The sequence below is a fragment of the Henriciella aquimarina genome (assembly GCF_002088975.1).
In the GTDB taxonomy this organism is placed as follows: domain Bacteria; phylum Pseudomonadota; class Alphaproteobacteria; order Caulobacterales; family Hyphomonadaceae; genus Henriciella; species Henriciella aquimarina.
Genome location: NZ_NCST01000062.1, coordinates 1 through 23,534 on the forward strand (window position 1 = coordinate 1; position 23,534 = coordinate 23,534).

Below are 23,534 nucleotides of genomic sequence, written 5' to 3' on the forward strand. Positions count from 1 at the left end.
AAGTATCCGTCTTCGTCAAGTCCGGCTTGGAACCCAGTTTCGGCTATCGCGAAGCAGACTGTTCGCCAGGACGATAAGCTTTCTCATTATGGCTGTGATGGCCAGTTTTGGCGCTTTTCCGGTGGCGACCATCATCTGGTATTTCGCGCTGAATTCCGGATTATGCTTTATGCTAACGAGGGTGGGCATATAGAGCGCCTGTCGCAAATGTGCTCTTCCACCTTGTATGTATCGCTTGCCTCGAAACGTGCCGCTGTCCCGAGCGATCGGAGCAAGTCCTGCAAGACTGGCGGCCGCCTTGTGATCGATGAAGCCGAGTTCGGGCATCTCGGTCAGAAGCATGATCGCGGTTGTTTCTCCAATGCCAGGAATAGTCTGTAGAATGTCGAATCTGGCTTTCAGGAATTCATCATCACGGACCAGCAAACGAAGAGCCGCGTCGATTGCTTTCATGTGACGGTCGATCTGCTCAATCCTTTCCCGTGCCTGGCGCCGCAACAAGGGAGCTATCCGGGCGGAAGACCGGTTGGACGCGCGTGTCCTGTCTTTCACCAGAGCGCGCCGAGCCGATTGTAGCTCTTTCATTTCATTGAACTTGATCGTTCTGTCGCTGACGCGGCGCACAGAAATCATCGCCCCGTATTTTGCGATAAGCCCGGCATCGATCGTGTCTGTTTTCGCCGACACACCCAATGCGTCCGCAAATCGTCGAGCCTGCCGTGGATTGACCTTGCCGAGAGGTATTTCGGCTTTCAGGAAGAACTTCTCGAAGGCAAGATGATACTGCCCGGTCGGTTCATAGAGTAGCTGTTCAAGATGACATCCTGCCATCCAGGTCAGCAATTGCCTGAATCCTTTTTTATCATTCGGGACAGTTATGGTCCTGCCCTCAGGATACATGTGCGCATCCAGAGTGCTCTTTGAAATATCGACGCCGATATGCTGGCGAACTGGTTCGATGGACATTCCAGATCCTTTGCTTGTCGTACGGGCCTAGATGCCCTCGTATCCGTTCAGGTCGCATGGAAATGAAGAGGACGATCAAACTTCCCAACGGCACTTACTCAGCCAGCGCAGGCACGATCCGTTCCTCTACGCCGGCGGGGAAATTGCGCAGTCCCCACCAGCGGTTCTTTTCTAACCAGAAGACCAGGAATCTCTAAGACAAGCCGCAGGCCGGTCTCAATCGGGGAAGGGGAGTGTTTTCTGCGAGTCCGGCTCAGGCGACGCTGCGCAGCTGACGCGCACAGACGACCTTGTTCCGCCCGGTATTCTTGGCCTGGTAGAGCATTTCGTCAGCTTCCTCGATGCTCTGGGCAAGCCCTCGCGAAACGGTCAGCGGAGCGATGCCGAAACTCGCGGTGACCTGTCCGGTCTTGGTCTTGTAGCTCATCGTGGCGGCTTCGATGCGCCGGCGCAGACGCTCGCAGACGCCTTCGGCCTGTTCCAGGCTGAGATTGCTCATCAGGATGACGAATTCCTCCCCACCCCAGCGTCCGAGCCGGTCGAAGGGGCCGCGTAGTTCGGAATGGCTGATGCGGGCAATCTCGGTCAGGACACGGTCGCCGAAGGCATGGCCATACTCGTCGTTGAACTGCTTGAAGTCATCGAGATCGAACAGGGCCACGCTGGCGGTGTGCTGGCTGCGCTTCATCCGCTCGATTTCTTCATTGGCGAGTTTTTCGAAAGAGCGGCGGTTGAGCAGGCCCGTCAGCGGGTCCGTCGAGGCCATGGCGTGCAGCGTGGAGTGATAGCGGTCGACACGGTACTGGTTCTGGGCCGCCAGCGCGCCCATGGGGGCGGCGACACAGGTGGCGATCAGGATGGTGGTGGTGATGAACCCGGTCTGGTCGGCCGGCACCATGCCGAACTCGCTGATCAGCACGGCAAAGATCGTGGCAAGCGACAGCGCGGCTGCCACCACGAAGCCGAAGAACGTCAGGGCTCGTGTGACGGCGCCTTGGCCAGCATCCATGAGTTGGAATTCGCGTACCATGCGAAGATGCTTAACAGGCGAGTGCGAAGATCAGCGTAACCCGAAACTGAAAATTTGATAGAATTTCAGGTATCCGGCGCCAAAATGACGGGAAATTGCGCTTCGCGCCGGTCACTCCGGCCGCTGGGGTCTTCTTCGCGCAGCACCAGCATGGCGGGCGTTTCAGTGTCGACGGTGTAGGCAATCTCGGCGGTGAATCGCACCGGCTCCTCCGTCATCCAGCTTCCGTCTGCTTCGGCATAATGCTCTGTCAGAACCGTGCCGTCTTTCGTGACCAGATCGACCTCGAACTGGCCTTCAAAATACCAGGTGCCCGGCACCTTGCCGCTGAGATGGATGGGGCTGGTGACTTCGGCGCCCGCATCGGGCGTGTCGATGGTCATCTCCTGCGGAAGGTCGGCGCTCATGGCCGGGGGAGTGTCAGCCGGGGCAGTGGCCTCCTCGCCGGGATTGCAGGCCGCGATCATGAGGGCGCTTGTCAGCAGAGTGGTCAGGCGCAGCATTGAGAAGCTGTCTCCTTCAGGACGGGTCGCGTATGGGCGTCATGAAACTCAGTTCGTGTCCATCAGGATCGTGCAGGTGGAAATAACGTTCCATCCAGGGCGCATCACGGGGCGGGAACTCGGTTTCGATCCCGGCCTCCGTGATCGTGGTGTGGAAGGCGTCGACATCCTCGACCTCGAAGATGACCCGGCCCCAGAAGCCGGGCGGGGCCTCGCCGCGCTCGGTCGTAAGGTTAAGCGCGCTCGGTCCGGCCCAGAGCGTTGTAAAGTCCGCCTCGGGACCGCCGAAGCTCAGCCGGAAGCCGAGCGTCTCGTAGAAACGCACAGCGCGCGCCATGTCGGCTGTCGAGAGCGTGATGGCGCTGAGGCCGATATGTCCGATCACAGGCCTTTCCGGTCCGGCAGGCCGAAGCCGCGGGCGCGTTCGCAGGACCACTCGTCGCCGGCGTCGCAGGCTTCCTGGATGTAGCGCTTGCCTTCGTCGCGCTTCATCTCACCGCCCTGGCCGCGATAGAGCATCGAGCCATAGCCGCCGCAGCTGGTCTGGTCGTCCAGCTCGCAGCCCTGCTTGTAGAGCTTGCGGGCATCGGGCAGGTCCTTGTCGCTGCCGACACCCTCGAATTTGAGATAGGCCTGCTGGCGGCAGCTTTTGGCGTCGCGGCCGTCATAGCAGGCTTCCTCGTAAAGGCTGCCGGCCCTGGAATAATCCTGCTGGGTGCCTTTACCCATGCGGTACATGTCGGCCAGCTTGCGGCAGTTGCGCGCCCAGACAGCCTTCTGGCGGGTCTTGTCGTTGCAGGCGTTGGTGTAATTCTCCATCGCGTCATCATACCAGCCATTCTTCATGGCCCGGTCGGCATAGAGCTCCTTGGCATCCGGCCTGGCGACTTCTTCTCGTCCGAACTGGGCGGACGCCGACGGCGCCAGCGCGGCTGCCGCGGTCAGGGTGATCAGGGGAATGAGTATGCGGGCGATCATGGGTGTCTCTCTCCACTTGATGCAACATAGTAACACATAGGAATGCGGCGTTATTCTGGCGACCCGGATGCCTGGAGCCTTGTCAGCTGACAGCAGAGAAGGCACGCTCACCATTCAAAGACAAGACGCAGACATGCGCGGGAGGGTTTCATGGCAGCAAGCGACCAGCAGCCGACCGGATCGGGTTTCGGGGCAAAGACAACAGCCAGTGAGGTCGTCGATGGCCACGACCTGACGGGCGTCAACGCCATCGTCACGGGCGGTTATAGCGGCATCGGGCTTGAAATGGTCCGTGCGCTCTCGGGCGCCGGGGCGCATGTGACGGTCCCGGCGCGGCGCATCGAAGCCGCGAAGGCCGCGCTGGACCAGCTGCCTGGCGAGATTGCCGTGGCCGAGATGGACCTTGCCGATCTCGACAGCGTGAAACGGTTTGCCGCCGATTATGTCGGCTCCGAGCGCCCGCTGCACATTCTCATCAACAATGCCGGGATCATGGCCTGTCCGCTTTCGCGCGTCGGGCCGGGCTGGGAGTCGCAATTCGCCATCAACCATCTCGGCCACATGGCGCTGACGCTGGGCCTCGAGCCTTCGCTGAAACGGGCCGAGCATGCCCGTGTGGTCAGCTTGTCTTCGACCGCGCACATCATGAGCGATGTCCACTGGGATGACCCGCATTTCCGCGATCATGACTATGACAAGTGGCAGGCCTATGGGCAGGCGAAGTCCGCCGATGCGCTGTTCGCCAATGCGCTCCACCGGCGTTGGTCGAGCGATGGCGTGCAGGCCTTTTCGGTGCATCCGGGCGGCATTTTCACCCCGCTTCAGCGCCATCTGCCGGAAGAGGAAATGGTCGCGCTTGGCTGGAAGAACCCGGACGGCTCCATCCCCGAACAGGTGCAGAAGATGTTCAAGACGCCGGAGCAGGGCGCCTCGACGGCGGTCTGGGCGGCGACCTCTCCTCTGCTGGCTGATCGGGGCGGGGAGTATTGCGAGGATTGCGACATTGCGAAGCTCGCGGATGAAAACAGCCAGCGCTGGCAGCATGCGCGCGAATGGATCTGCGACGAGGCAAGAGCGGACCGGCTCTGGAAGATGAGCGAGCAGATGCTTGCCGAGGCCTGAGCTGAGGAGGCTAAATGGCGGATTCGAAGCAGTTGGAGCGCAATCCCGTGCATCTCGGGAAACATGGCAAGGCAGCCATCGAGCCGGCCTTCACCGGCGATATGGAATGGTTCATGGCCTATGGGGCGCGCCATGCCGATGACGGCCCGGACGGCCGGCTCGTCTCGATGCACACCTTCACCGGGAGCTGGGACAGCTGGGAAGTCCACCCCCGCGGTCACGAAGTCGTTCTGTGTACGGCCGGGCGCATGCGGCTCATTCAGGAATATCCCGACGGGCATGGTGAAGAAGTGACCATCGGTCCCGGCGAATATGTGGTAAACGATCCCGGCGTCTGGCATACGGCTGACGTGATCGAGGGGCCGGCGACGGCTGTATTCATTACGGCTGGCGAAGGCACAGACCACAGGCCGCGCTGAGGGCGGCGTATTTAAGATGACGCCCGGCGAGGTGCGAGAGAGGACATCATGACCAAATTCATCCTGACCGGGACAGCGTCGCTGCTCCTCCTGGCGGCCTGCGCCAATCAGAAGGATGCCGGTCTCGCCCCGGCAGATGTGCCCGAACCGCCGATCTTCGAGGAGGAGATGCCTGAAGCGGCGATCAACGAGGCCATTGTCGCGCCCGAGCGCCCGGAGACCGATGTTGAGCGCGATGAGCTGCGCAAGCCGGCCGCCGTGCTGGACTTCATGGGCATCCATCCGGGCGTCGACCTGCTCGAAATGGAAGCCGGCAGCGGTTATTTCACCGAGATCTTCTCGCGCTATCTCGGCCCCGACGGCACGCTCTACATGCAGAACCCGGCCGCCTTCGACTCGTTTCTCGGCGACTCCGTCGATGAGCGCCTCGATGGGCTGGACAATGTCGAATACGTCAAGACCGACTTCGATGAACTGCCCTTCGAGGAAGGCGCCATCGATGTGGTGACCTGGTTCCAAGGGCCGCACGAACTCTGGTACACGCCGGAAAGCGGCACGAAGCTCGTCGGCAATGCGAATGCGGCCTTCCCGGAGATCATGCGTGTGCTGAAGCCCGGCGGCACCTTCGTCGTAATCGACCATTCCGCACCGGCCGGCGCGCCCCCGGAAACGGGCGGAGAGACCCATCGTATCGATCCGCAGATCGTGAAGGACATGGCCGACGAGGCCGGCTTCGTGCTGATTGCCGAGAGCGATCTTTACGACAATCCGGAGGATGACTTGAACGCCAGCGTCTTCGACGAAAAGGTGCGCGGGCGGACCGATCAGTTCCTGCTGAAATTCGAGAAGCCGGCGGTCGCGGGCGAGTAAGGCTGCGCTTTTGCGGTCACGCTTTCAGCGGGGTGTCTGCGGGCTCTGAGCGATCGTCTTGACGAGCCCGCGCGGGTGATGGAGAGGAGCGGCCATGCAGACGCAGGGTGAGCCTGTTCCGGCCGCGCGCTCGCGCAAGGCTCTCTGGCTCGGGCTCGCTTTTGGCGGGGCCGTGATCCTCCTTTTCGTCCTCGGAAAAACCGGCGTCATCGGCTCGCTCGAAGCCTTCATCACAGAGATGCAGTCGCTGTCGAATACGCCCTGGGCGCTGCCGGCGGTGATCGGGCTGTTCACTGTGGCGGCCTTTATCGGCCTGCCGCAATTCGGCCTGATCGGGGCGGCGGTTGTCGCCTTCGGACCGGTCAACGGGGCGCTTTATTCTTGGATCGGCACCATGGTGTCTGGCTCGGTGACCTTCTGGCTCGGCCGGTTCAGTGGGCAGGCGGCTGTGGCGCGCTTTTCCGGCGAACGGGCCGCGCGTTTCACCCGCTTCGTGAATCGCAATGCCTTCGCCGCCAGCCTGATCGTGCGCAATGTTCCGACCGGGCCGTTCCTCATCGTCAATATGGCTTTCGGCGCGGTGCGCGCGAACTTCCCCGGTTTCCTGGCCGGCATGGCGCTGGGCAGCATTCCGAAGATCCTGCTTGTCACCTTTGCGGGCCAGAGCCTGATTGCGGCGATGCGCGGCTCGCCCCTCATCGCGGCGGGTTTGGCCGCCCTGGCCGGAATGATCTTTGTGGGCGTCTGGCTCTATGCGCGACACCGCAGCCGGGCTGGGAAGGTTCTTGCCCCGAATGACGGTCAGGCGGTTGACATCAGCGATGAGAAGGCAGATTAGTCCTGTCATGCGCAAGATTCTGCCTCAATGGGCGCTCCTACGCCTTCTGCTTACCGGCCCCTGGCCGGTCGCCGCCAGGCATTGATGTCTGGCGCCTGGCCAGGGGAACAGATAAAGCCGCGTATTTTCGGACAGACCCAAGTTTCCAACAGGCCAGAGCAAGATGAGCGATAAAGACCGCATCCTGATTTTCGACACCACCATGCGCGACGGCGAACAGTCGCCCGGCGCTTCCATGACGCACAAGGAGAAGGTCGACCTTGCCGATCTTCTCGAGACAATGGGCGTCGACATCATCGAGGCCGGCTTCCCGGCCTCCTCGCAGGGGGACTTCGAAGCCGTACGCGAGATTGCACGCCGCTCGAAATCTTCCACCATTTGCGGGCTGTCGCGCGCCACCGACAAGGATATTGAACGCTGCGGCGAGGCTGTCCGGGCCGCCGCCCGTCCGCGTATCCACACCTTCATTTCCACCAGCCCTGTGCATATGAAGCACAAGCTCCAGATGGGGCCGAATGCTGTGCTGGAAGCCGTCGGCCACTCGGTGGCCAAGGCCCGCAACCTCGTTAATGATGTCGAGTGGAGCGCGGAAGATGCCACCCGTACGGAGTTCGACTTCCTCTGCAAGTGTATCGATGCCGCCATCACCTCCGGTGCGACGACGATCAATGTGCCGGACACGGTCGGCTACATGCACCCGGAAGAGTATGGTGCGCTGATCCGCAGCCTGCGTGAGGCCGTGCCGGATTCCGACAAGGTCATCTGGTCGACCCACTGCCACAACGATCTGGGCCTTGCCGTCGCCAACTCCATCGCCGGCGCGCAGAACGGCGCGCGCCAGATCGAGTGCACGATCAACGGCCTCGGCGAACGTGCCGGCAATGCCGCGCTCGAAGAGATCGTCATGGCGTTCAAGGTGCGCGGCGACTCGCTGCCCTTCGAGACCGGCGTCGACACGACCCGTCTTGCGCGCGCCAGCCAGATGGTCAGCCGCATCACCGGCTTCCCGGTGCAGTACAACAAGGCCATTGTCGGCAAGAATGCCTTCGCCCACGAAAGCGGTATCCATCAGGACGGCATGCTGAAAAATGCCGAGACCTATGAGATCATGAAGCCGGAAGATGTCGGCGTCTCGAAAAGCTCGCTCGTCATGGGCAAGCTGTCGGGCCGCAATGCCTTTCGCGACAAGCTGAAAGCGCTCGGCTATGAGCTTGATGCGGACTCGCTAAACGAGGCTTTCCGACGCTTCAAGGATCTCGCCGACCGCAAGAAGCATGTCTTCGACGACGATATCCTGGCGCTGGTCGACGACCAGCTCTCGGCCATGGGCGAGCGCGTCGCCTTCCGCAGCCTGCGTGTCATCGCCGGCTCGCAAGGCCCGCAGACGGCCGATCTCACCGTGTTGGTCGATGGCGAGGAATGCTCCGCCAGCTGCGAGGGCAATGGCCCGGTCGATGCGGTGTTCAACGCCATCCGCGAGATCGTGAAGCACGATGCCAAGCTCGACCTCTTCCAGGTGCATGCCGTTACCGGCGGCACCGATGCCCAGGCCGAAGTGAGCGTGCGTCTCAAGGGCGAGAGCATCATGGCGGTGGGCCGGGCTTCCGATCCGGACACGCTGGTCGCCAGTGCCAAGGCCTACATCCATGCACTCAACAAGCTGGAAGCCCGCCGTATGAAGCGAATGGCCGCCTGAGCAATCCTTTCCGAGGTCTGAAGCGAGCCGCTTTATTCGTGAACGTTTCGTTTGCGAAACGAAAATTGCCTTCAGGGCGGGCGATGCCGAATCGCCCGCCATTATTATGATTCCCTCAAACGGAACGCTGCGTACCGGCTGTCAACAGTGTTGCTCTTGCGTTAACCGCGTGGAAACGGCATTGGTGTATTGGGGCTGATCATAGACAAAAACCCGCGTGCGGCGGGAATGCCTGCCGTGCCACTGAAAAAGCGACGTTTCACATGATCGGTAGCCTTCTCGGCATGCTTTCCACGGACATGGCCATTGACCTCGGGACGGCGAACACGCTCGTCTATGTGAAAGGTCAGGGCATAAAGCTCGATGAGCCCTCCGTCGTCGCCTATATGAACCAGGGCGGGCGCAAGGTCGTCTACGCGGTCGGCAACCAGGCCAAGCAGATGCTCGGCAAGACGCCGCTCAACATGGAAGCCATCCGGCCCATGCGCGACGGCGTCATCGCGGACTTCGAAGTCGCCGAGGAGATGATCAAGCACTTCATCCGGAAAGTGCACAATCGCCGCGCCTTCGTTTCCCCGCTCATCATTATCTGCGTGCCGAGCTCGGCCACGAATGTCGAACGCCGTGCCATCCACCAGTCGGCGCTGGCCGCTGGCGCACGTGACGTTCAGCTGATCGAGGAGCCCATGGCCGCTGCCATAGGCGCCGGCCTGCCCATCGAGGAACCGGCCGGCTCCATGGTCGTCGACATCGGTGGCGGTACGACCGAGGTGGCCGTGCTCTCGCTCGGCGGTATCGTCTATTCGCGGTCCGTCCGCGTGGGCGGCGACAAGATGGACCACGCCATCATGAATTATCTGCGCAAGACCAAGCAGATCATGATCGGCGAGATGTCGGCCGAACGCATCAAGAAGGAAATCGGCTCGGCCAAGGCGCCCGACAGCGGCGACGGCCTGACCGTGACCGTTCGCGGCCGTGGCTCGACCGATGGCGTGCCGAACGAAGTTGAAGTGACCGAAGCGATGATGGCCGAGGCGCTGGCCGACCCGGTCGGCGAGATCGTCGAGGCGATCAAGCTCGCGCTGGAAGCCATGGCGCCGGAACTGGCCGCCGATATTGTCGACCGTGGCATCGTGCTGACGGGGGGCGGGGCGCTTCTGCGCAATCTCGACGTCGTCATCCGCGAACAGGCCCAGCTGCCGGTGATGATTGCCGACGATCCGCTGAAATGCGTCGCCAATGGCTGTGGCTATGTGCTGGAGAACCTGGTGCGCATGAAGAACGTGCTGTCGCCGGAAGTGTAAGCGCAGCCTGGCTGATTTGAGTGTTGCGCAAATCGGCGGTTCGCCCCAGAATCGGAAACTGAAGGCAGTTTCCCCATCGCGGATCCCAAGGGAGTGGTCGGAGGCCAGAAGGGACGTCCATGGCCCGTATGCGAACAAAGCGTCTGAAAGGCCGCCCGCTGAGGCGTTACGCCCTTTTCATTGCGCTTGCCCTGCTTTTCGGCGTTCTGCTCCTGCAAACCTCCCCCCGGCTTCGCGCCATGGTCGACCCGGCGCGCACGGTGGCGGCCGACCAGATGGCCAGTTCGGCCCGTCCCGGCCTGTGGGACCGGATCACCGGACGCACGGCCCGCGAGGAACGTATCCGCGAACTTGAAGCCGAAGTCCGCGAGCTGACCCGCTACCGCTCCGTCGCGATCTCCATGGCCGCCCGGCTGGAAGCCTATGAAGAGATGCTCAACGTCATGGGTGAGCCGCCCGTGCGCGGCGTGACGGCGCGCATCACGTCTGAAACGAATGGCCCGTTCAGTGAGGCGATCCTTGTGAATGCCGGCACGCTGCAGGGCGTGGAAGAGGGCGCCTATGCCGAGAATGAAGGCGGCCTTGTCGGGCGTGTCGTCCAGCTGGGCGAACGCTCCTCCCGTGTGTTGCTGGTAACCGACTTCAACTCTCGTGTGCCGGTCATGGGCGAGGCGAGTGGTATGCGCGCCATCGTCTTCGGGGACCGCGACGGCTATGGCACGCTGACCGACCTGCCGGAGCGGGGCAGTTTCATCACCGGCGAGCGCGTGCTGACCTCAGGCGAGGGCGGTGTTTTCCCGCGTGGCGTCGTCGTGGGCGAGATTGTCCAGCGGAGCGATCAGGCGCGCGTGGATTTCGGCATGACGGAGGCCAGCGGCGGCTTTGTGCGCCTGATGCCGGCCATGAAGATACCCAAGCCGGAAGACTTTCCCGCCGAGGACCAGGCCGAAACCAGTGACGAGACGGAAACGGCCGCCTCTGAAACGGGTGAGACCAGTCCGCAGGGCTCGGGAGGGCTATAGGCGATGCCGCGCAGCACCCAGCCCAGCCGGTTTGCCTGGTTCACCCGGATCTGGAGCGAGGCTGGCCCGACAAGCCGCATGATCGCCGGCACGCTGATCGTCGTGACGATCGGCCTGATCGGCCTGACGCCCAAGACGCTGTTCAACACAGAGCTGGTCTGGCCGTATGCCGCGCTGGTCGCCGCCATTGGCTGGGGGCGCAGCGGTCTGGCCTTCCGCCCCATGGCGGTCCTCGTTCTGTTCGGTTTCGCCCAGGATGTCAGTGCCTATGCGCCGCTCGGCTGCTTCGGCTTCATCAACCTGTCCGCCTTTGGCCTGAGCGCGCTGGTCCATCGCAGCTTCGACCGTGAGCGCTCTCCAGTGATCACCTCGATCGCGCCGATCTTCATTTATGCCGCCGCATTCTCGCTGGTCTGGCTGTTTGCCAGTTTCAACAGCAATCACCTTGTGCAGGCCGAGCCTTTGATCAAGGCTTATGCCGTGACCTATATCCTGCACATTATCGCTGCCCCGGCCTTCGATCTCGGCCGCCGGGTCGGCCCCCTGACGGGGAGCATGGCATGACCACGCAGGGCGAATTTGACCAACGCATCAGCCGGCGCACGGTGACCGCCGGGGTTGCCGGAGGGGTGATGTTCTCCGGCCTCGTCGCACGCCTGGCCCAGCTGCAGCTCCTGGAGGGGCAGCGCTACCGCGAGATTGCCGACGAGAACGGCGTCAAGCTGGAACTGGCCCCGCCGCTGCGGGGCAGTATCTATGACCGGTTCGGCGTCCCGCTCGCCTCGCACCGGCAGGCCGGACGCATCTCGATCATTCGCGAGCAGACCCCGGATATGGAAGCCTCGCTGCGGGAAGTGGCCCGACAGATCGACCTGACCAGCGACCAGCAGGCCCGGGTCATCCAGCAGGCCCGCCAGCAGGCCTCCTTCCAGTCCACCATCGTCAAGAGCGAGCTGACCTATGAGGAGTTCGCGCGCATGTCGTTGCTGGCCGCCGACATTCCCGGCGTGCAGGTCGACATGGCCGCGACCCGCTCCTATCCGCGTGGGCGCGACTTTGCGCACATGCTGGGCTATGTCGCCAAGGCGAGTGCGGACGATCTGGCCCGCCTGACGGAAGGCGCGACCCAGGAGGAGACCGAGCTCCTGCGGCGGCTCTTTCGCCACCCGGACATGCGCACGGGCCGCTCCGGCGTGGAGCGTCATGCCGAGGAGTGGCTGCGCGGGGAGCCGGGCTTCCGGCGCCTGGAAACCAATGCGGCTGGCCGGGTCATCAAGGAGCTGGATAGCGCCGACGTCGCCCCGACGCCCGGCAAGGATATCGGCCTCACCGTCGATGCCGAGCTGCAGCGCGCCGCCATCGAGCGCTTCGGCGACGAGAGCGGGGCGGCGGTCGTGCTGGATATCGAGACCGGCGCCATTCTCGCCTTTGTCTCCACTCCAGCCTTCGACCCGAACGATTTCGTGAACGGCATCAGCCAGGCCGATTATGACGCGCTGCGCGAGAATGACCGCTCGCCGCTCTATCACAAGGCCTATGACGGGACCTATCCGCCCGGGTCGACCTTCAAGATGGTAGTGGCCACCGCCGCGCTGGAAGCCGGGATCAATCCGGAGATGCGGGTGCACTGCCCCGGTCATTACCGGTTCGGCAACCGTACCTGGCACTGCTGGAAGCGGGGCGGCCATGGCTCGGTGAACATGCACTGGGCCATCAAGGGCAGTTGCGACGTCTATTTCTACGAGATCGCCCGGCGCACGGGCGTGGAGAAGATTGCCGAGGTTTCCCGCAAGTTCGGGTTCGGCCAGCGCTGGGAACTCGGCATGACCGGCGGGCGCCGGGGCACGGTGCCCGACGATGCCTGGAAGCGCGCGGCCCTGGGCGAGCCCTGGTATGAGGGCGAGACGCTGAACTACGGCATCGGGCAAGGCTACCTCTCCACCACCCCGCTGCAGCTTGCGCTCTATTCTGCCCGCATCGCGGCCAATGGCCGACTGATCGAGCCCTATATCATCGGCGAGGGCCCGCGCCCCGACGAACGCATTCCGGATGCCGAGCCGCTCAATGAAGAGATCATGAAGCGCATGCAGGCGGGCATGTACGGCGTGACATCCGAAGCTGGCGGGACGGCATGGCGGTCCGGTGACCTTGGCCTTGGCGGGCCGCGCCTGGCTGGCAAGACCGGCACCGCGCAGGTGCGCCGCATCACCAAGGAAGAGCGCGCCACTGGCGTGCTCAAGGGCGACCAGATCGCCCGCAAGCTGCGCGACCACGCCCTGTTCGTCTGCTATGCACCGGCCGACGACCCGAAATATGCCGCCGCAGTTGTCGTCGAGCATGGTGAGGGCGGCTCCAGTACCGCGGCCCCTGTGGCCCGCGATATCATGGCGACCGCAATCCGTCGGGATTCGCGCCGCGCCGCACGCTGGCAGACGGCGAGTGTGGCGCCCTCCATCATCACGACGAAAGGGGCCCCCTGATGGCCCGTGCCGCGCGTGCGTCCAGCATGCGGTTCGAGGACCGGACCCTGGCGAGTACGCTGGGCCAGCTCCCATGGGGGCTTATCCTGATGCTTGTCAGTGTCGCCTGCATCGGGACGGCGGCGCTCTACAGCTCGACCTACACCAATCCGGCGGAATCGGCGCTGCCCTTGCGCCATGCCATACGTTTCGCTGTGGCCCTGGTGCTTATGTTCCTGATCGCGCTGGTGCCCATCAAGGTCTGGCTGCAAGCGGCCTGGCCGGCCTATTTGGTCACCCTCGCCATGCTTGTCGGGGTGGAGCTGTTCGGCGTGACAGGCGGCGGGGCGACACGCTGGCTGCCGCTTGGGCCGATCAATGTGCAGCCGTCGGAGTTCATGAAGCTCGCCCTGACGCTGGCGCTGGCGCGCTACTACCACAACAACCTCACCCATCAGTCGGGCCGTTTCTTCATTCACCTGCCGCCGCTCCTGCTGATTCTCGTGCCGGCCGCCCTGATCTTCAAGCAGCCAGACTTCGGCACGACCCTCGCCCTGTTTGCCTCTGGCGGGGTGCTGATCTATCTCGGCGGCCTCTATTACCGCATCATCTTCGGGGTCGTTGCGGCCGGTCTCGCCAGCGCCTGGCCGATCTATGCCTTTGTGCTCGAGGAGTACCAGCGCAAGCGGGTCGACACCTTCCTGGCGCAGCTGACCGGTCAGGCGGTCAACACACTCGATGACGGCTATCAGATCGAGCAGGCCAAGATCGCCATCGGCTCCGGCGGCTGGCAGGGGCGCGGCTTCATGGAAGGCATCCAGGCCCAGCTCGATTATATCCCCGAGCAGCACACCGACTTCATTCTCACCGTGATCGCCGAGGAGTTCGGCTTTCTCGGCGCGACAGGCCTGCTTCTGCTGTGGGCGATCATCCTGATCTGGGGGCTCGTCATCGCGCGCAGCTCGGCCAGCCTGTTCGGACGCTTCGCAGCCGTCGGCTGTGTGGCCACGGTTGCTTTCTTCATCCTGTTCAATGTCGCCATGGTTCTCGGTCTGGTGCCGGTTGTCGGCGTGCCATTGCCGCTTGTGTCCTATGGCGGCACGGTGATGTTTACGACAATGGCCTGCTTCGGCATCATCCTGTCGGTGCATCTGGGGCGCGATGAACGGCTGAGTTCGCAGGGGGTAATTTGACCTTGTTCAGGCCGAAAACGTTGACCTTTGTTCCGCGAAAGCTACTGTCCGGCGAAAATCATTCCGTAAGGGGAGCGAAATATGGAAATTGGTCGCAAGACTGAGACTTGGGGCTCGAAGTTCGGCTTCATCATGGCCGCGGTGGGCTCATCCGTCGGGCTCGGCAATTTCTGGCGCTTTCCCTATACCGCTGGCGAGAATGGCGGCGGGGCTTTCATCGTTATCTACCTGCTATCGGTTGCCTTTATCGGCCTGCCGCTGCTCATGGCGGAATATGCCATGGGCCGCAAATCCGGCATGTCCGCCATCGAGGGTGTGCAGTCGCTGGCGCGCGCAGAAGGCAAGTCGCTCAACTGGGGCATCGTCGGCTGGGTCGGGACACTGACGGCCTCCTTCATCCTGAGTTTCTATGTCGTGATCTCGGCCTGGTTGATGGCGTTTACCCTTCAGGCCCTCCAGGGCAAGTTTACCGACATGGATGCCGCCACCTCCGGGGCGAACTTCGCTGACGTGATCGGCATGGGGGCCCATCCGATGGCGTCGAAATGGTATATCCTGCTCCTGCTCGGCATTTTTCTCGCCGCCAATGTCTGGATCGTCGGACGTGGCGTGAAAGGCGGCATCGAGCGCGCGGCCACCGTCCTGATGCCGGCTTTCTTCATCATGCTGGTGGTGGTGGTCGGCTTCTCGCTGGCCAATGGCGATGGCGCGGCCGCGGCTGAATTCCTGCTGACGCCGAAATGGGAGGATGTCGGCTTCAACACCTTCCTCGAAGCGATTGGCCAGGCCTTCTTCTCGATCGGGGTCGGTGTCGGTCTGATGATCACCTATGGCGCCTATCTCAAGCGCGAGACCGATATTCCGCAATCTTCCGGCATCGTCGCCGGGTCTGACACGCTCGTTGCGCTGATCGCCGGTTTCGCCATCTTCCCCATCGTTTTCGCTGCCGGTCTCGACCCGGCGGGCGGGCCCAGCCTGTTCTTCGTTTCCATGCCGGTCGCCTTCGGATCCATTCCCGGCGGTGAGTTCATGGCCGTGATCTTCTTCGGCCTGGCGCTGTTTGCAGCTTTCACCTCCTCGATCTCGCTGATGGAAGTCTCTGTCTCCTGGCTTGAGGAGCGTCAGGGCGTGACGCGCTTTGGTGCGGCCCTCGGCATGGGCGTGATCCTGTTCGTCGTCGGCTCGGCCTATGTCTTCTCGCTGGATTATCTCGACTTTGTCGACTTCCTGACCGGCAATCTGCTGCTCCCGCTCGGCGGCCTGCTGGCGGTTGTCTTTGCCGGCTGGATCCTGTCGCGCGAAATGCTGACGACCGAGATCGGCGAAGGCACAGTGATGAATATCTGGCGCGCCCTGATGCGCTGGTTCGTGCCCGCCTTTATCGCTTTCATCCTGTTCTTCGGCTTCTTCGACAAGATCCAGCAGCAATACAACGTCCAGCTGCCGGGCTTCATGACCGTCCTGCTCGGCCCGAACAACGAGCTGCCTTCAGGCGAGTAACAAACTGGCTTGGCCGGGCGAGGTTTAGTTCTCGCCCGAGTCTGCCTTCAGCTTTTCGCTCATGTCCAGGTAGGGCTGAGCCGACTCCTGATCGTCCATGGCAAGATAGAGCTGGCCGATATTGTAGGCGTGCTTGGCCTTTTCGGATGCCGAGAGCGTGCCGCTGGAAAGGACAGGCTTGAGCTCGGCGATCGCAGCTTCGTACTCCTTGATTTCGACCAACGCGGCGGCCTTCATCCGATGGACGCTCGCTTCCTCATAGCAGTTGAGGTCTGTGGTCTGAAGGTCCGTCAGGATCGCGACGGCACTCTGGGCGTCCTCCTCACGAAGCAGGGCTTGCTCGGCTTCAAGATAACGGTCCGCGGTGGGCTGGCTGAATTCCGAAGCGGTGCAGGGGGATGCGCTGGCTGTGAGGGTGGCAAGGCCAAGGCCGGCAAGAAGGATGATCGGTTTCATGAGGCTCTACCAGTTATGTTGATATAACATCACATAACGGAGGGCGGCAAAATTATCAACCGGTGGTTCGTTCTTTGCGAACGCTCAGCCGTAATGCTTCGCGAAAGTGCGTGTGGCGCGGATCAGCTGGTCGACAATGCCGCTGTCCAGACTGGAGTGGCCGGCATCGGAGACGATGTTTAGCTGCACATCCGGCCAGACCTTGGTCAGCGCCCAGGCGGTCGCCAGCGGCGTGACGACGTCATAGCGCCCATGCACGATGATGCCGGGGATGCCTTTCAGCTTTTCCTTGGCCTGCTTCAGCAGCCAGCCATCTTCAGGGAAGAAGCCCTTATTGACGAAGTAGTGGCACTCGATGCGCGCAAAGGCGTCGGCGAAGTCGTCTTCCTCGAAGCGCGCCGGGCGCGAGGAGGGCCCCTGGATCGAGATCGTCTCGCCTTCCCAGCAGGCCCAGGCCTTGGCTGCTTCGATGCGGGCGCGCCGGTCCTTGCCTGTGAGGCGCTTGTGAAAGGCGCTCAGCAGGTCGCCGCGCTCGTCTTCCGGGATCGGGGCGATGTAGCGGTCATAGGCATCCGGGAAGAGGCGGCTGGCCCCGTCCTGATAGAACCACTGGATCTCGGCTTCGGTGATCAGGAAGATGCCGCGCAGGATGAGGCCGATGACGCGCTCGGTATGGGTGACAGCGTAGGAGAGCGACAGGGTTGAGCCCCAGGAGCCGCCGAAGACGACCCATTTCTCGATACCGAGATGCTCGCGCACCGCCTCAATGTCGCTGACGAGCGCCCAGGTGTCATTTCCCTCAAGTTCGGAGTGGGGTGTGGACCGGCCACAGCCGCGCTGATCCATCAGGATGATGCGATAGACTTCCGGGTCGAAGAAGCGGCGCATCTCGGGGCTGGAGCCACCGCCAGGTCCGCCATGCAGCCCGATCACGGGCAGGCCATCCGGATTGCCGGATTCTTCCCAGTAGATCTCGTGGATATCGGAAACCTTGAGCCGGCCCGTCCGGCGGGCCTCGATCGGTGGATAAAGCTTTAACATTCGATAACCTTGTTCACGCCCTCTTCATACATGAGGCGTTCTATATGGAATAATGCACTGGACGTGCCACAGCCAATCTGTAATTCTGGCAATTGTGGGGACCTGTTTTTGGGGCGAGTCAACTGTAGATGATGAAAGCCATACCCTGCGCCGCTCTTTTTCTGCTGTCAGCTTGTGCGACGGTATCCGTCGTATCAAGGGATGCTGTGGTCGAAACCGGGGCCGGCGCCGAGGACTCCGCGCTTAGCCAGTCGGCGGCCGCCTTCACCGAAACGGCCAAGACGGAAGGCTGGGTCAGCGAGCAGCGCTCGCTCATGGACTTTGCCAACATCCTGTTTGGCGGCGACTCTGAACAGACCGACCGGAGCGGGGCAAGCTATGCCGAGCGGATCCAGGCGGCCGAGACTGACGCCACCGAGGTTTTCACCCGCGTACGCGACGATGCCGAACAGGCCGCCCAGGCTTTCGAAGGCGTCCAGATGCTCGCTTCGGAGACGCTGCGCTCCGGCGATGTTGCCCGCGCCGACCTGATCAGCTTCGAGACTGCGCTTGTGACCGCCCAGAAGAGCTATCGCAGCTTTGCCGAGGCCACCGGCATTGCCGCCGAACAGGGCTCTGACGGCCTTGAAGAGACGGAAGCGACCCTCAAGGACTTTGCCACTGCCATCGACAAGGCCCGCGGCTCGGCTGACGACCTGGCTGAGATCTATGCCAACGGCCAGGCCGAAGCCGCCGCGCAATCCTGATCATTCCTTGAATTCGTGAAGCCTGGTCCCGGTCGGAATGGCCCGGCCAGCCCTGTTTCGCCGCCCTCTATTCGAGGTCGACGAACCAGGCATTGAACAGGATCTCGACCAGCTGCTCGGTGCGCGCGCGCACATCTTCGGGTGTCCATGTGTTGCGATGGCGAAGATCCTCGGTCAGCGCGAAGACGCGCACGCCCTCCTCGAAATAGATCTTCTTCTTTTCCCGGAAGTCGAGCCGGTCAGCCCGGCGGTTCACATGCTGGGGCACGATGACGAAATTGCCGAGCGTTTCGCACAGCTCACGGCGGGTCTGGAAGCGCGGCCAGGTCACCAGCCAGTGCGAGCCTTCCGGCACGGAGCGGGGCAGGACGTGCTCCACCGTGGCATCGTCGTTCAGCGTGATCACTTCCCCGTTTTCCAGCGCCGCATTGGTTCTGAGCGCGATGGCCCGGCGCTGACCGAAAGTGGCATAGCGCCCGGTCATCCGGTCGCGGATCTTCTTCTGATCGTCGCGGGAGAAATAGAGCGGGCTGTTCTTCTCGAAGAGCGGCTTGCCTTCGAGGATGAGTTTGGTGAGCTTGTTGTAGCGCTTCTGGCGGGAGTTTGCCGTCGTGTGGTCCAGCATCATCGCATAGGCGAAGCGCTCGAGCAGCTTGAAAAAGCGCAGCGTCGTCTCCGGATTGTCGGGATACTTGTAGAGAAAGCCGACGGCCGGGGCACGCCATTGCTGGTGGTCGAGCAGCCTGAGATGGTTAAGCGGCGCCCGGATCAGCTCGCTGAGTTCACCGGATTCGGAATCACCCTTCAGCACGACGCGGAACGCATCGACATAGCGTGGCAATTCCTGGTCGATGAACACTTTCGGGTCGGTCTTCGACAGCACGACCTTCGAGAAGATGTTCGCCGTCTTGCCCTTGGCGTTACGGTTGTAGAGGTGGCGGATGATGTTCAGGAGCTCGTCGAGGCCGCCGCCGCCGAGCTTCGCCTCGTGATCGAGCCAGTCGCGCGCATACTGGCTGGCTTCGCCCTGGGTGAAATTCGCCTGCTGCAGGATTTCGGTCTTGATGATGTCGTGGCTGTTGGGGGCCTTGCCGCGCGTATTGAGCACGCGGAACACCTCATAGCCGCCATCCCAGTCCGGCACGATGACACGCACCAGGACGATGCGGTCGCGGATCGCGGTGAACAGGCTGCGCCGCGTGTTGAGACTCATGCGGCCTAGCTCGGCATCGAGGAATTTCAAATTCTTCTGCATGCCCTCATGATTGGAATCCTCGGTGGTCTCGATATCGGCCCGCCGGGTGGCGCCATCGACCTGCACAGCCTCGCGGAAGAAGGGGTTGTCGACATCGTTCAGCGTCAGCCGCCAGACCGCGCCTTCCCCCAGCAGGGTGCGTTCCGGGTCCCCGATGAGGCTCTGGATATCGGCCCTGACGGCAGGGTCCTCTTCCAGGTCGCGCAGCGTGGCGAGGATCATGCTCAGCGTGGTCAGGCGCTGCTGGCCGTCGACCACCTGGAACGTATTGTCTTGCATCTGGACGAGTACGACTGCGCCAATGAAGTGAAACCGGACGTTCTCCGTCGCATTCAGGAGGTCATCCAGAAGCTCGCGGACCTCGTTTTCTTCCCAGGAATAGCTGCGCTGATAGGAGGGCATCCTCAACTGACTGCCGGGCGTCAGGATGTCCGACAGGAGGCATTCTCGCGCTCTTATGCCGGAGTCTGGCTTCAACATTCCTGAATCCATTGATTTCCCCACTGGGCTGAATAGACATCAAGCCACTGAGTAGCCGTCCTGAAGTCCCGAATACACTCTTTATTCGGACAAATTCAGTGACCTGTGACAGTGGGGCAACGCAATCATGACGTGTCCGAATGTCGGGAATGACCGTCAAAAGAGTGGGGTCCTGTTGGAATATGAGCAGATTTTCACGATGCGAGCCTGTCATCCGGGCAGCGCGGCCAGGCGAGCAGCCTTTAAAAAAATCACACACTGCAGAAGACAGGCGCTTGCATTATCACGCACATGTGCCTGCAGGCCCTTCGAGGGGCCTTTTTTGTCGGGACCGCCCGTGAGCATCGGGGACCATAGCCAGAGAGGTGAGCGATGAGCCGGAGACGATGCGGACAGGGCAGGGCAATGACCGGCTGGGGCGGGCTCCTGCTTGCCGGGAGTGTGCTGGCAAGCGCTTGCGGCGGCCCGCAAGAGGCTGCCCCTGTGCCGGAGGAGGCGCCCGAGCCGGCGCCGGTTATCGCGCCCGCCGATTTCGTCCTGCTGCCTTGCGGCGACATGGTCAGCGACCCCTGTGCCCTCGTCATGGCGGGCGGCAAACGGCTTCTGTTCGGCGCCCCCGCCGGGATCTCAGCGGCGCTGGAGGCCGAGGACCTGGCCGCGCTGGACGCAGCTTTCCTCTTTTCGCTTCATCCGCGCGATGTCGAAGGGCTCGATGAGGTGCGCAATCGCGGCTGGCGCGCAGGACGTCCGGAGGCGCTGCCGGTTTCGGGGCCACAGGGTATCGAGGCGCTGGTCGAGGGGCTGAACCTCGCTTACGAGCAGCCGGACGCGCTGAGCTTTGTAGAGGAGGGCGCCCCGGCCGGCGGATTCGATGCCGCGCTCCTCTCGCACGCCACGACCATCGAGTCCGATGCCCTGGTGTTCGATAGCGGCGACCTGAAGGTTCAGGCGGCCGAGGGCGGCACGTCGAACGTATCGTACAGAGTCGGTTACCGCGATCTCGACGAAGTCTGGCATGAAGTGCTGCTGACCCCGTGCAAGGGCGCAGAGGTGGGGCCCGGTGACTATGAGGTCAGCCCGGAAAACCGCCAGGCGGTCGTGTGTGAAAACGCTGATGCGTCAACGGCCTGGCCGCTTCACGAGCGCGTTTTCATCTTCAAATCGGATGCCTGATAAAGCAACGGGGTCCTGTCGGTGACAGGACCCCGGTCTCCCCCGAGACGCCCCCGTCCGGCCAAGTAGGCCGCGGACTTCCAGGCGACGGGTCTTGCGCTATGTCTATCCGCCTTTGCGCCGGAGTCAAACGGCTAGTGCCATTCCTGCGCACCGGATCTGAAAGTGTGTCATCCGCGACACGCTGTGGACGCTTCTGATTACAACATTGGCATCGACCCCAAATCAGGCCTATTGCTACGAATTCGTTAACTCTTGGCGACTATCTGTTAAGGTTAAACGAGTGATGGGGCTGTTGGTTTAATGATTGGTATCCTGTTCATCTTCTATATTGCCCTTGGCGCGGCGCTCGGTTTCGGGCTTTTTGCCTATGCCGGCCTGTCGATTGCGGTTTCAGCCGCGCTCGGCACCGTGGCGACGGCCTTTCTCGGACAGATCCATCTCCTCATCTCTCATGTCACCCGCTCGGCTGAGACCCAGGACCGTATCCAGGGGCTGGAGCGCAGCCAGGCCGCCACGCGTGAGCGCATGGATATGGTCGAGGCGCGCACCGACAGTGTCGAATCCACCGTGAAGCACGAACTGACCGAACGCCGCGATGCGCTGGTCAGCGAGATGCGCCAGCTCGAAGGGCTGATCGACCGGCTGTCCAAGAGCTTCGAGACGAAGCTGTCGGAGCCGGACACCGTCAGCGACATGCGTCCGCAGGAAGATGCGGTGCTGCGCACGGTGAAGGCAGCGCTTCAGGATGGCCGCGTCGACCTGCACCTGCAGCCCATCGTCTCGCTGCCACAGCGCCGGGTGGCTTTCTATGAAGGCTTTACGCGCCTGCGTCGCCCGGACGGCTCGCTGATCCTGCCGGCCGAATTCCTCGATGCCGCCCGCCGGGCGAATCTGATGGGCCTCATCGACAACATGCTGCTCTTCCGCTGCGTACAGATCGTGCGCCGCTTGGCCGAGCGCGACCGCCGGGTCGGGGTGTTCTGCAACATCTCGGCAAATTCGCTGACCGATCCACATTTCTTCCCGCACTTCCTGAACTTCATGCGCGAGAATCGCGACCTTGCCGGGGCGCTGATCTTCGAGATCCCGGCTGACCGGTTCGAGAATCGCTCGAAGGAGCTGCGTAGCAGCATGGAGCAGCTGACCGCGCTCGGCTTCCGCTTCTCGATCGACCATGCCCATGATATCGCCGTCGACTTGCCGCGCCTGCAGGATGCCGGCGTGCGTTTCGTCAAGATGAATGGCGGTCAGCTGATTGATCAGCTGCGCGACCCGTCCGGGCCGCGCCCGGTCTCCAACGTCCATCGCCGCATCGATGGTGAAGAGGTGTCGGCGGTCTATTCGCGCTTCGGCGTCACGCTGATCGCCGAGAAGCTGGAAGAGGAAGTTAGCGTCGTCGAGATCCTCGAATACGACATCCCCTTCGGCCAGGGCCATGTCTTCGGTGCGCCGAAGCCGATCAAGTCCTCCCTCATGGAGGAAACCGCCCCGCCGGCCGAGTTCATCGCCAAGCTGAGTGCCTTTGGCTGATGCGTCCGGGATTTGACCGCCTGAGAGCGCCTCACTACTGAGCGGCCATGACGACAAGACCCGAGCATCCTGACGGCCTCGCCGAGATCGCCGAGCGTTACGACACCATCCTCTGCGATGTCTGGGGCGTGATCCATAATGGCCGCCGCGCCTTTGCCCCGGCCTGCGGGGCACTGACGAAGTTCCGCGAGCAGGGCGGCACGGTCGTGCTGATCACCAATGCGCCGGTCCCGAAGGCGCAGGTCATCTCCTATTTCGAGCCGATGGGCGTATCGGATGACTGCTACGACGATTGCGTCTCCTCAGGTGACGCCACGCGCGAAGAGCTCTCGCGGCGTACGCATGAGAAGATCTGGCGCCTCGGTGTCGATGCCGGCTGGGAGCGCGACCAGTTTCTCTATCAGGGGCTCGGCCTGAACTTCGTCGAGCCGGAAGCTGCCGACACGCTGCTCTGCGTCGGACTGGAAGACCAGGCGAATGACGATCCGGAAGACTATCGCGGTCTCCTGAAAACGGGCGTTGAGCGCGGCCTGCCGATGATCTGCGCCAATCCCGACATCAAGGTGCGCGTGGGCGACCAGCTTGTCTGGTGCGCCGGCGCGCTGGCGGCCATTTATGAGGAAGAGGGCGGCACCGTCATCTATCCCGGCAAGCCGCATCCGGTGATTTACGAGCTTGCCCTGAAACGCGCCGCAGCGGCGCGCGGCAAGCCGTCCGAAGCCGTGCTTTGTATCGGCGACAGTCCGGGGACCGACATGCGCGGCGCCGCCCGGCAGGGCCTGGATGCGCTCTATGTCGGGACCGGCCTGGCCGATCATGGCGACGACTTCGAGGCCGAGGTCGGGGCGTTGCTTGAAGAGTATGAAACCGGGGCCCGCTATGCCATGGCCGCCTTGAGGTGGTGACGTGGCGGTGCTGTCATTGTAACAGACACGGGTTTTTGTATTTCG

At 62.6% G+C, this 23,534-nt stretch carries 23 protein-coding genes; 15 read left to right on the forward strand and 8 right to left on the reverse strand.

Annotated elements, in window-relative coordinates; all coding sequences use genetic code 11:
- Window positions 1-15: 15 nt before the first annotated feature.
- The 5 genes from B8784_RS09675 to B8784_RS09695 all read right to left on the reverse strand — a co-directional run bounded on the left by B8784_RS09675 (window position 16) and on the right by B8784_RS09695 (window position 3,477).
- Window positions 16-966 (reverse strand): IS110 family RNA-guided transposase, encoded by a 951-nt coding sequence (locus B8784_RS09675; protein ID WP_084396263.1) that lies wholly within the window; start codon window positions 964-966, stop codon window positions 16-18.
- Between the two features lie 253 nt (window positions 967-1,219).
- Complete coding sequence (locus tag B8784_RS09680; protein WP_084397764.1) at window positions 1,220-1,996, reverse strand: GGDEF domain-containing protein; 777 nt, start codon at window positions 1,994-1,996, stop codon at window positions 1,220-1,222.
- 65 nt (window positions 1,997-2,061) lie between these two features.
- Window positions 2,062-2,499 carry a Gmad2 immunoglobulin-like domain-containing protein gene (locus tag B8784_RS09685; protein WP_084397765.1) on the reverse strand — a complete coding sequence of 146 codons (438 nt, stop codon included), beginning with the start codon at window positions 2,497-2,499 and terminating at the stop codon, window positions 2,062-2,064.
- Between the two features lie 16 nt (window positions 2,500-2,515).
- Complete coding sequence (locus B8784_RS09690) at window positions 2,516-2,884, reverse strand: VOC family protein (RefSeq protein ID WP_233356056.1); 369 nt, start codon at window positions 2,882-2,884, stop codon at window positions 2,516-2,518.
- On the reverse strand, window positions 2,881-3,477 hold the full coding sequence (locus tag B8784_RS09695; protein ID WP_084397766.1) for a tetratricopeptide repeat protein: 597 nt from the start codon (window positions 3,475-3,477) through the stop codon (window positions 2,881-2,883). Before B8784_RS09695 ends, B8784_RS09690 begins: the two co-directional genes overlap by 4 nt.
- A 150-nt stretch (window positions 3,478-3,627) precedes the next feature.
- On the opposite strand from B8784_RS09695, the gene B8784_RS09700 reads away from it, so the two are divergent.
- From B8784_RS09700 to B8784_RS09750, 11 genes are all read left to right on the forward strand, one after another.
- Window positions 3,628-4,599 (forward strand): oxidoreductase, encoded by a 972-nt coding sequence (locus tag B8784_RS09700; protein ID WP_084397767.1) that lies wholly within the window; start codon window positions 3,628-3,630, stop codon window positions 4,597-4,599.
- Between the two features lie 14 nt (window positions 4,600-4,613).
- Window positions 4,614-5,018 (forward strand): cupin domain-containing protein, encoded by a 405-nt coding sequence (locus B8784_RS09705; RefSeq protein WP_084397768.1) that lies wholly within the window; start codon window positions 4,614-4,616, stop codon window positions 5,016-5,018.
- Window positions 5,019-5,066: 48 nt separating this feature from the next.
- On the forward strand, window positions 5,067-5,888 hold the full coding sequence (locus B8784_RS09710; RefSeq protein WP_084397769.1) for a class I SAM-dependent methyltransferase: 822 nt from the start codon (window positions 5,067-5,069) through the stop codon (window positions 5,886-5,888).
- Between the two features lie 94 nt (window positions 5,889-5,982).
- On the forward strand, window positions 5,983-6,726 hold the full coding sequence (locus B8784_RS09715; protein ID WP_084397770.1) for a TVP38/TMEM64 family protein: 744 nt from the start codon (window positions 5,983-5,985) through the stop codon (window positions 6,724-6,726).
- Window positions 6,727-6,889: 163 nt separating this feature from the next.
- Window positions 6,890-8,422 carry a 2-isopropylmalate synthase gene (locus tag B8784_RS09720; protein WP_084397771.1) on the forward strand — a complete coding sequence of 511 codons (1,533 nt, stop codon included), beginning with the start codon at window positions 6,890-6,892 and terminating at the stop codon, window positions 8,420-8,422.
- A 263-nt stretch (window positions 8,423-8,685) separates the two neighbouring features.
- Window positions 8,686-9,726: a rod shape-determining protein gene (locus B8784_RS09725; protein WP_084397772.1), complete on the forward strand. Its 1,041-nt coding sequence runs from the start codon at window positions 8,686-8,688 to the stop codon at window positions 9,724-9,726.
- A gap of 119 nt (window positions 9,727-9,845) precedes the next feature.
- Complete coding sequence (mreC, locus tag B8784_RS09730; protein ID WP_084397773.1) at window positions 9,846-10,748, forward strand: rod shape-determining protein MreC; 903 nt, start codon at window positions 9,846-9,848, stop codon at window positions 10,746-10,748.
- A 3-nt stretch (window positions 10,749-10,751) separates the two neighbouring features.
- Window positions 10,752-11,312: a hypothetical protein gene (locus tag B8784_RS09735; protein ID WP_084397774.1), complete on the forward strand. Its 561-nt coding sequence runs from the start codon at window positions 10,752-10,754 to the stop codon at window positions 11,310-11,312.
- Window positions 11,309-13,228: a penicillin-binding protein 2 gene (mrdA, locus tag B8784_RS09740; RefSeq protein WP_084397775.1), complete on the forward strand. Its 1,920-nt coding sequence runs from the start codon at window positions 11,309-11,311 to the stop codon at window positions 13,226-13,228. The genes B8784_RS09735 and mrdA overlap by 4 nt, the downstream gene beginning before the upstream one ends.
- Window positions 13,228-14,400 carry a rod shape-determining protein RodA gene (gene rodA / locus B8784_RS09745; protein ID WP_084397776.1) on the forward strand — a complete coding sequence of 391 codons (1,173 nt, stop codon included), beginning with the start codon at window positions 13,228-13,230 and terminating at the stop codon, window positions 14,398-14,400. Before mrdA ends, rodA begins: the two co-directional genes overlap by 1 nt.
- Window positions 14,401-14,481: 81 nt before the next feature.
- Window positions 14,482-15,900, forward strand: a complete 1,419-nt coding sequence (locus B8784_RS09750) for a sodium-dependent transporter (RefSeq protein ID WP_084397777.1) — start codon at window positions 14,482-14,484, stop codon at window positions 15,898-15,900.
- 24 nt (window positions 15,901-15,924) lie between these two features.
- Here the strand turns inward: B8784_RS09750 and B8784_RS09755 are convergent, their stop codons facing one another.
- Window positions 15,925-16,356: a hypothetical protein gene (locus B8784_RS09755; RefSeq protein WP_084397778.1), complete on the reverse strand. Its 432-nt coding sequence runs from the start codon at window positions 16,354-16,356 to the stop codon at window positions 15,925-15,927.
- An 84-nt stretch (window positions 16,357-16,440) separates the two neighbouring features.
- Window positions 16,441-17,397 carry a prolyl aminopeptidase gene (gene pip / locus B8784_RS09760; protein ID WP_084397779.1) on the reverse strand — a complete coding sequence of 319 codons (957 nt, stop codon included), beginning with the start codon at window positions 17,395-17,397 and terminating at the stop codon, window positions 16,441-16,443.
- Window positions 17,398-17,525: 128 nt separating this feature from the next.
- On the opposite strand from pip, the gene B8784_RS09765 reads away from it, so the two are divergent.
- Entirely contained in the window at window positions 17,526-18,143 is a 618-nt protein-coding gene (locus B8784_RS09765; RefSeq protein ID WP_143435403.1) for a hypothetical protein, read from the forward strand.
- A 67-nt stretch (window positions 18,144-18,210) separates the two neighbouring features.
- Here B8784_RS09765 and B8784_RS09770 read toward each other — a convergent pair whose 3' ends face one another.
- Window positions 18,211-19,878, reverse strand: coding sequence for a DUF262 domain-containing protein (locus B8784_RS09770; protein ID WP_158085644.1), 1,668 nt, complete (start codon window positions 19,876-19,878; stop codon window positions 18,211-18,213).
- Window positions 19,879-20,250: 372 nt separating this feature from the next.
- On the opposite strand from B8784_RS09770, the gene B8784_RS09775 reads away from it, so the two are divergent.
- The 3 genes from B8784_RS09775 (at window position 20,251) to B8784_RS09785 (ending at window position 23,489) form a co-directional block, all read left to right on the forward strand.
- Window positions 20,251-21,051, forward strand: a complete 801-nt coding sequence (locus B8784_RS09775; protein ID WP_143435404.1) for a hypothetical protein — start codon at window positions 20,251-20,253, stop codon at window positions 21,049-21,051.
- A 303-nt stretch (window positions 21,052-21,354) separates the two neighbouring features.
- Complete coding sequence (locus tag B8784_RS09780) at window positions 21,355-22,584, forward strand: EAL domain-containing protein (protein ID WP_084397783.1); 1,230 nt, start codon at window positions 21,355-21,357, stop codon at window positions 22,582-22,584.
- A gap of 47 nt (window positions 22,585-22,631) precedes the next feature.
- The gene (locus tag B8784_RS09785; protein WP_084397784.1) at window positions 22,632-23,489 is read left to right on the forward strand and encodes a TIGR01459 family HAD-type hydrolase; all 858 of its coding nucleotides are present in this window, start codon (window positions 22,632-22,634) and stop codon (window positions 23,487-23,489) included.
- Window positions 23,490-23,534: the final 45 nt, after the last annotated feature.

What these genes read in the sequence shown, in the direction of transcription:
- B8784_RS09750 (WP_084397777.1), top strand. Translation starts at nt 14,482, where the DNA reads ATGGAAATTGGTCGCAAGACTGAGACTTGGGGCTCGAAGTTCGGCTTC.
- B8784_RS09695 (WP_084397766.1), bottom strand. Translation starts at nt 3,477, where the DNA reads ATGATCGCCCGCATACTCATTCCCCTGATCACCCTGACCGCGGCAGCC.
- B8784_RS09755 (WP_084397778.1), bottom strand. Translation starts at nt 16,356, where the DNA reads ATGAAACCGATCATCCTTCTTGCCGGCCTTGGCCTTGCCACCCTCACA.
- B8784_RS09780 (WP_084397783.1), top strand. Translation starts at nt 21,355, where the DNA reads ATGATTGGTATCCTGTTCATCTTCTATATTGCCCTTGGCGCGGCGCTC.
- B8784_RS09775 (WP_143435404.1), top strand. Translation starts at nt 20,251, where the DNA reads ATGAGCCGGAGACGATGCGGACAGGGCAGGGCAATGACCGGCTGGGGC.
- mrdA (WP_084397775.1), top strand. Translation starts at nt 11,309, where the DNA reads ATGACCACGCAGGGCGAATTTGACCAACGCATCAGCCGGCGCACGGTG.
- B8784_RS09725 (WP_084397772.1), top strand. Translation starts at nt 8,686, where the DNA reads ATGATCGGTAGCCTTCTCGGCATGCTTTCCACGGACATGGCCATTGAC.
- B8784_RS09735 (WP_084397774.1), top strand. Translation starts at nt 10,752, where the DNA reads ATGCCGCGCAGCACCCAGCCCAGCCGGTTTGCCTGGTTCACCCGGATC.
- B8784_RS09675 (WP_084396263.1), bottom strand. Translation starts at nt 966, where the DNA reads ATGTCCATCGAACCAGTTCGCCAGCATATCGGCGTCGATATTTCAAAG.
- B8784_RS09705 (WP_084397768.1), top strand. Translation starts at nt 4,614, where the DNA reads ATGGCGGATTCGAAGCAGTTGGAGCGCAATCCCGTGCATCTCGGGAAA.
- B8784_RS09685 (WP_084397765.1), bottom strand. Translation starts at nt 2,499, where the DNA reads ATGCTGCGCCTGACCACTCTGCTGACAAGCGCCCTCATGATCGCGGCC.
- B8784_RS09770 (WP_158085644.1), bottom strand. Translation starts at nt 19,878, where the DNA reads ATGTTGAAGCCAGACTCCGGCATAAGAGCGCGAGAATGCCTCCTGTCG.
- B8784_RS09700 (WP_084397767.1), top strand. Translation starts at nt 3,628, where the DNA reads ATGGCAGCAAGCGACCAGCAGCCGACCGGATCGGGTTTCGGGGCAAAG.
- B8784_RS09680 (WP_084397764.1), bottom strand. Translation starts at nt 1,996, where the DNA reads ATGGTACGCGAATTCCAACTCATGGATGCTGGCCAAGGCGCCGTCACA.
- B8784_RS09765 (WP_143435403.1), top strand. Translation starts at nt 17,526, where the DNA reads ATGATGAAAGCCATACCCTGCGCCGCTCTTTTTCTGCTGTCAGCTTGT.
- B8784_RS09720 (WP_084397771.1), top strand. Translation starts at nt 6,890, where the DNA reads ATGAGCGATAAAGACCGCATCCTGATTTTCGACACCACCATGCGCGAC.
- mreC (WP_084397773.1), top strand. Translation starts at nt 9,846, where the DNA reads ATGGCCCGTATGCGAACAAAGCGTCTGAAAGGCCGCCCGCTGAGGCGT.
- B8784_RS09715 (WP_084397770.1), top strand. Translation starts at nt 5,983, where the DNA reads ATGCAGACGCAGGGTGAGCCTGTTCCGGCCGCGCGCTCGCGCAAGGCT.
- rodA (WP_084397776.1), top strand. Translation starts at nt 13,228, where the DNA reads ATGGCCCGTGCCGCGCGTGCGTCCAGCATGCGGTTCGAGGACCGGACC.
- pip (WP_084397779.1), bottom strand. Translation starts at nt 17,397, where the DNA reads ATGTTAAAGCTTTATCCACCGATCGAGGCCCGCCGGACGGGCCGGCTC.
- B8784_RS09710 (WP_084397769.1), top strand. Translation starts at nt 5,067, where the DNA reads ATGACCAAATTCATCCTGACCGGGACAGCGTCGCTGCTCCTCCTGGCG.
- B8784_RS09785 (WP_084397784.1), top strand. Translation starts at nt 22,632, where the DNA reads ATGACGACAAGACCCGAGCATCCTGACGGCCTCGCCGAGATCGCCGAG.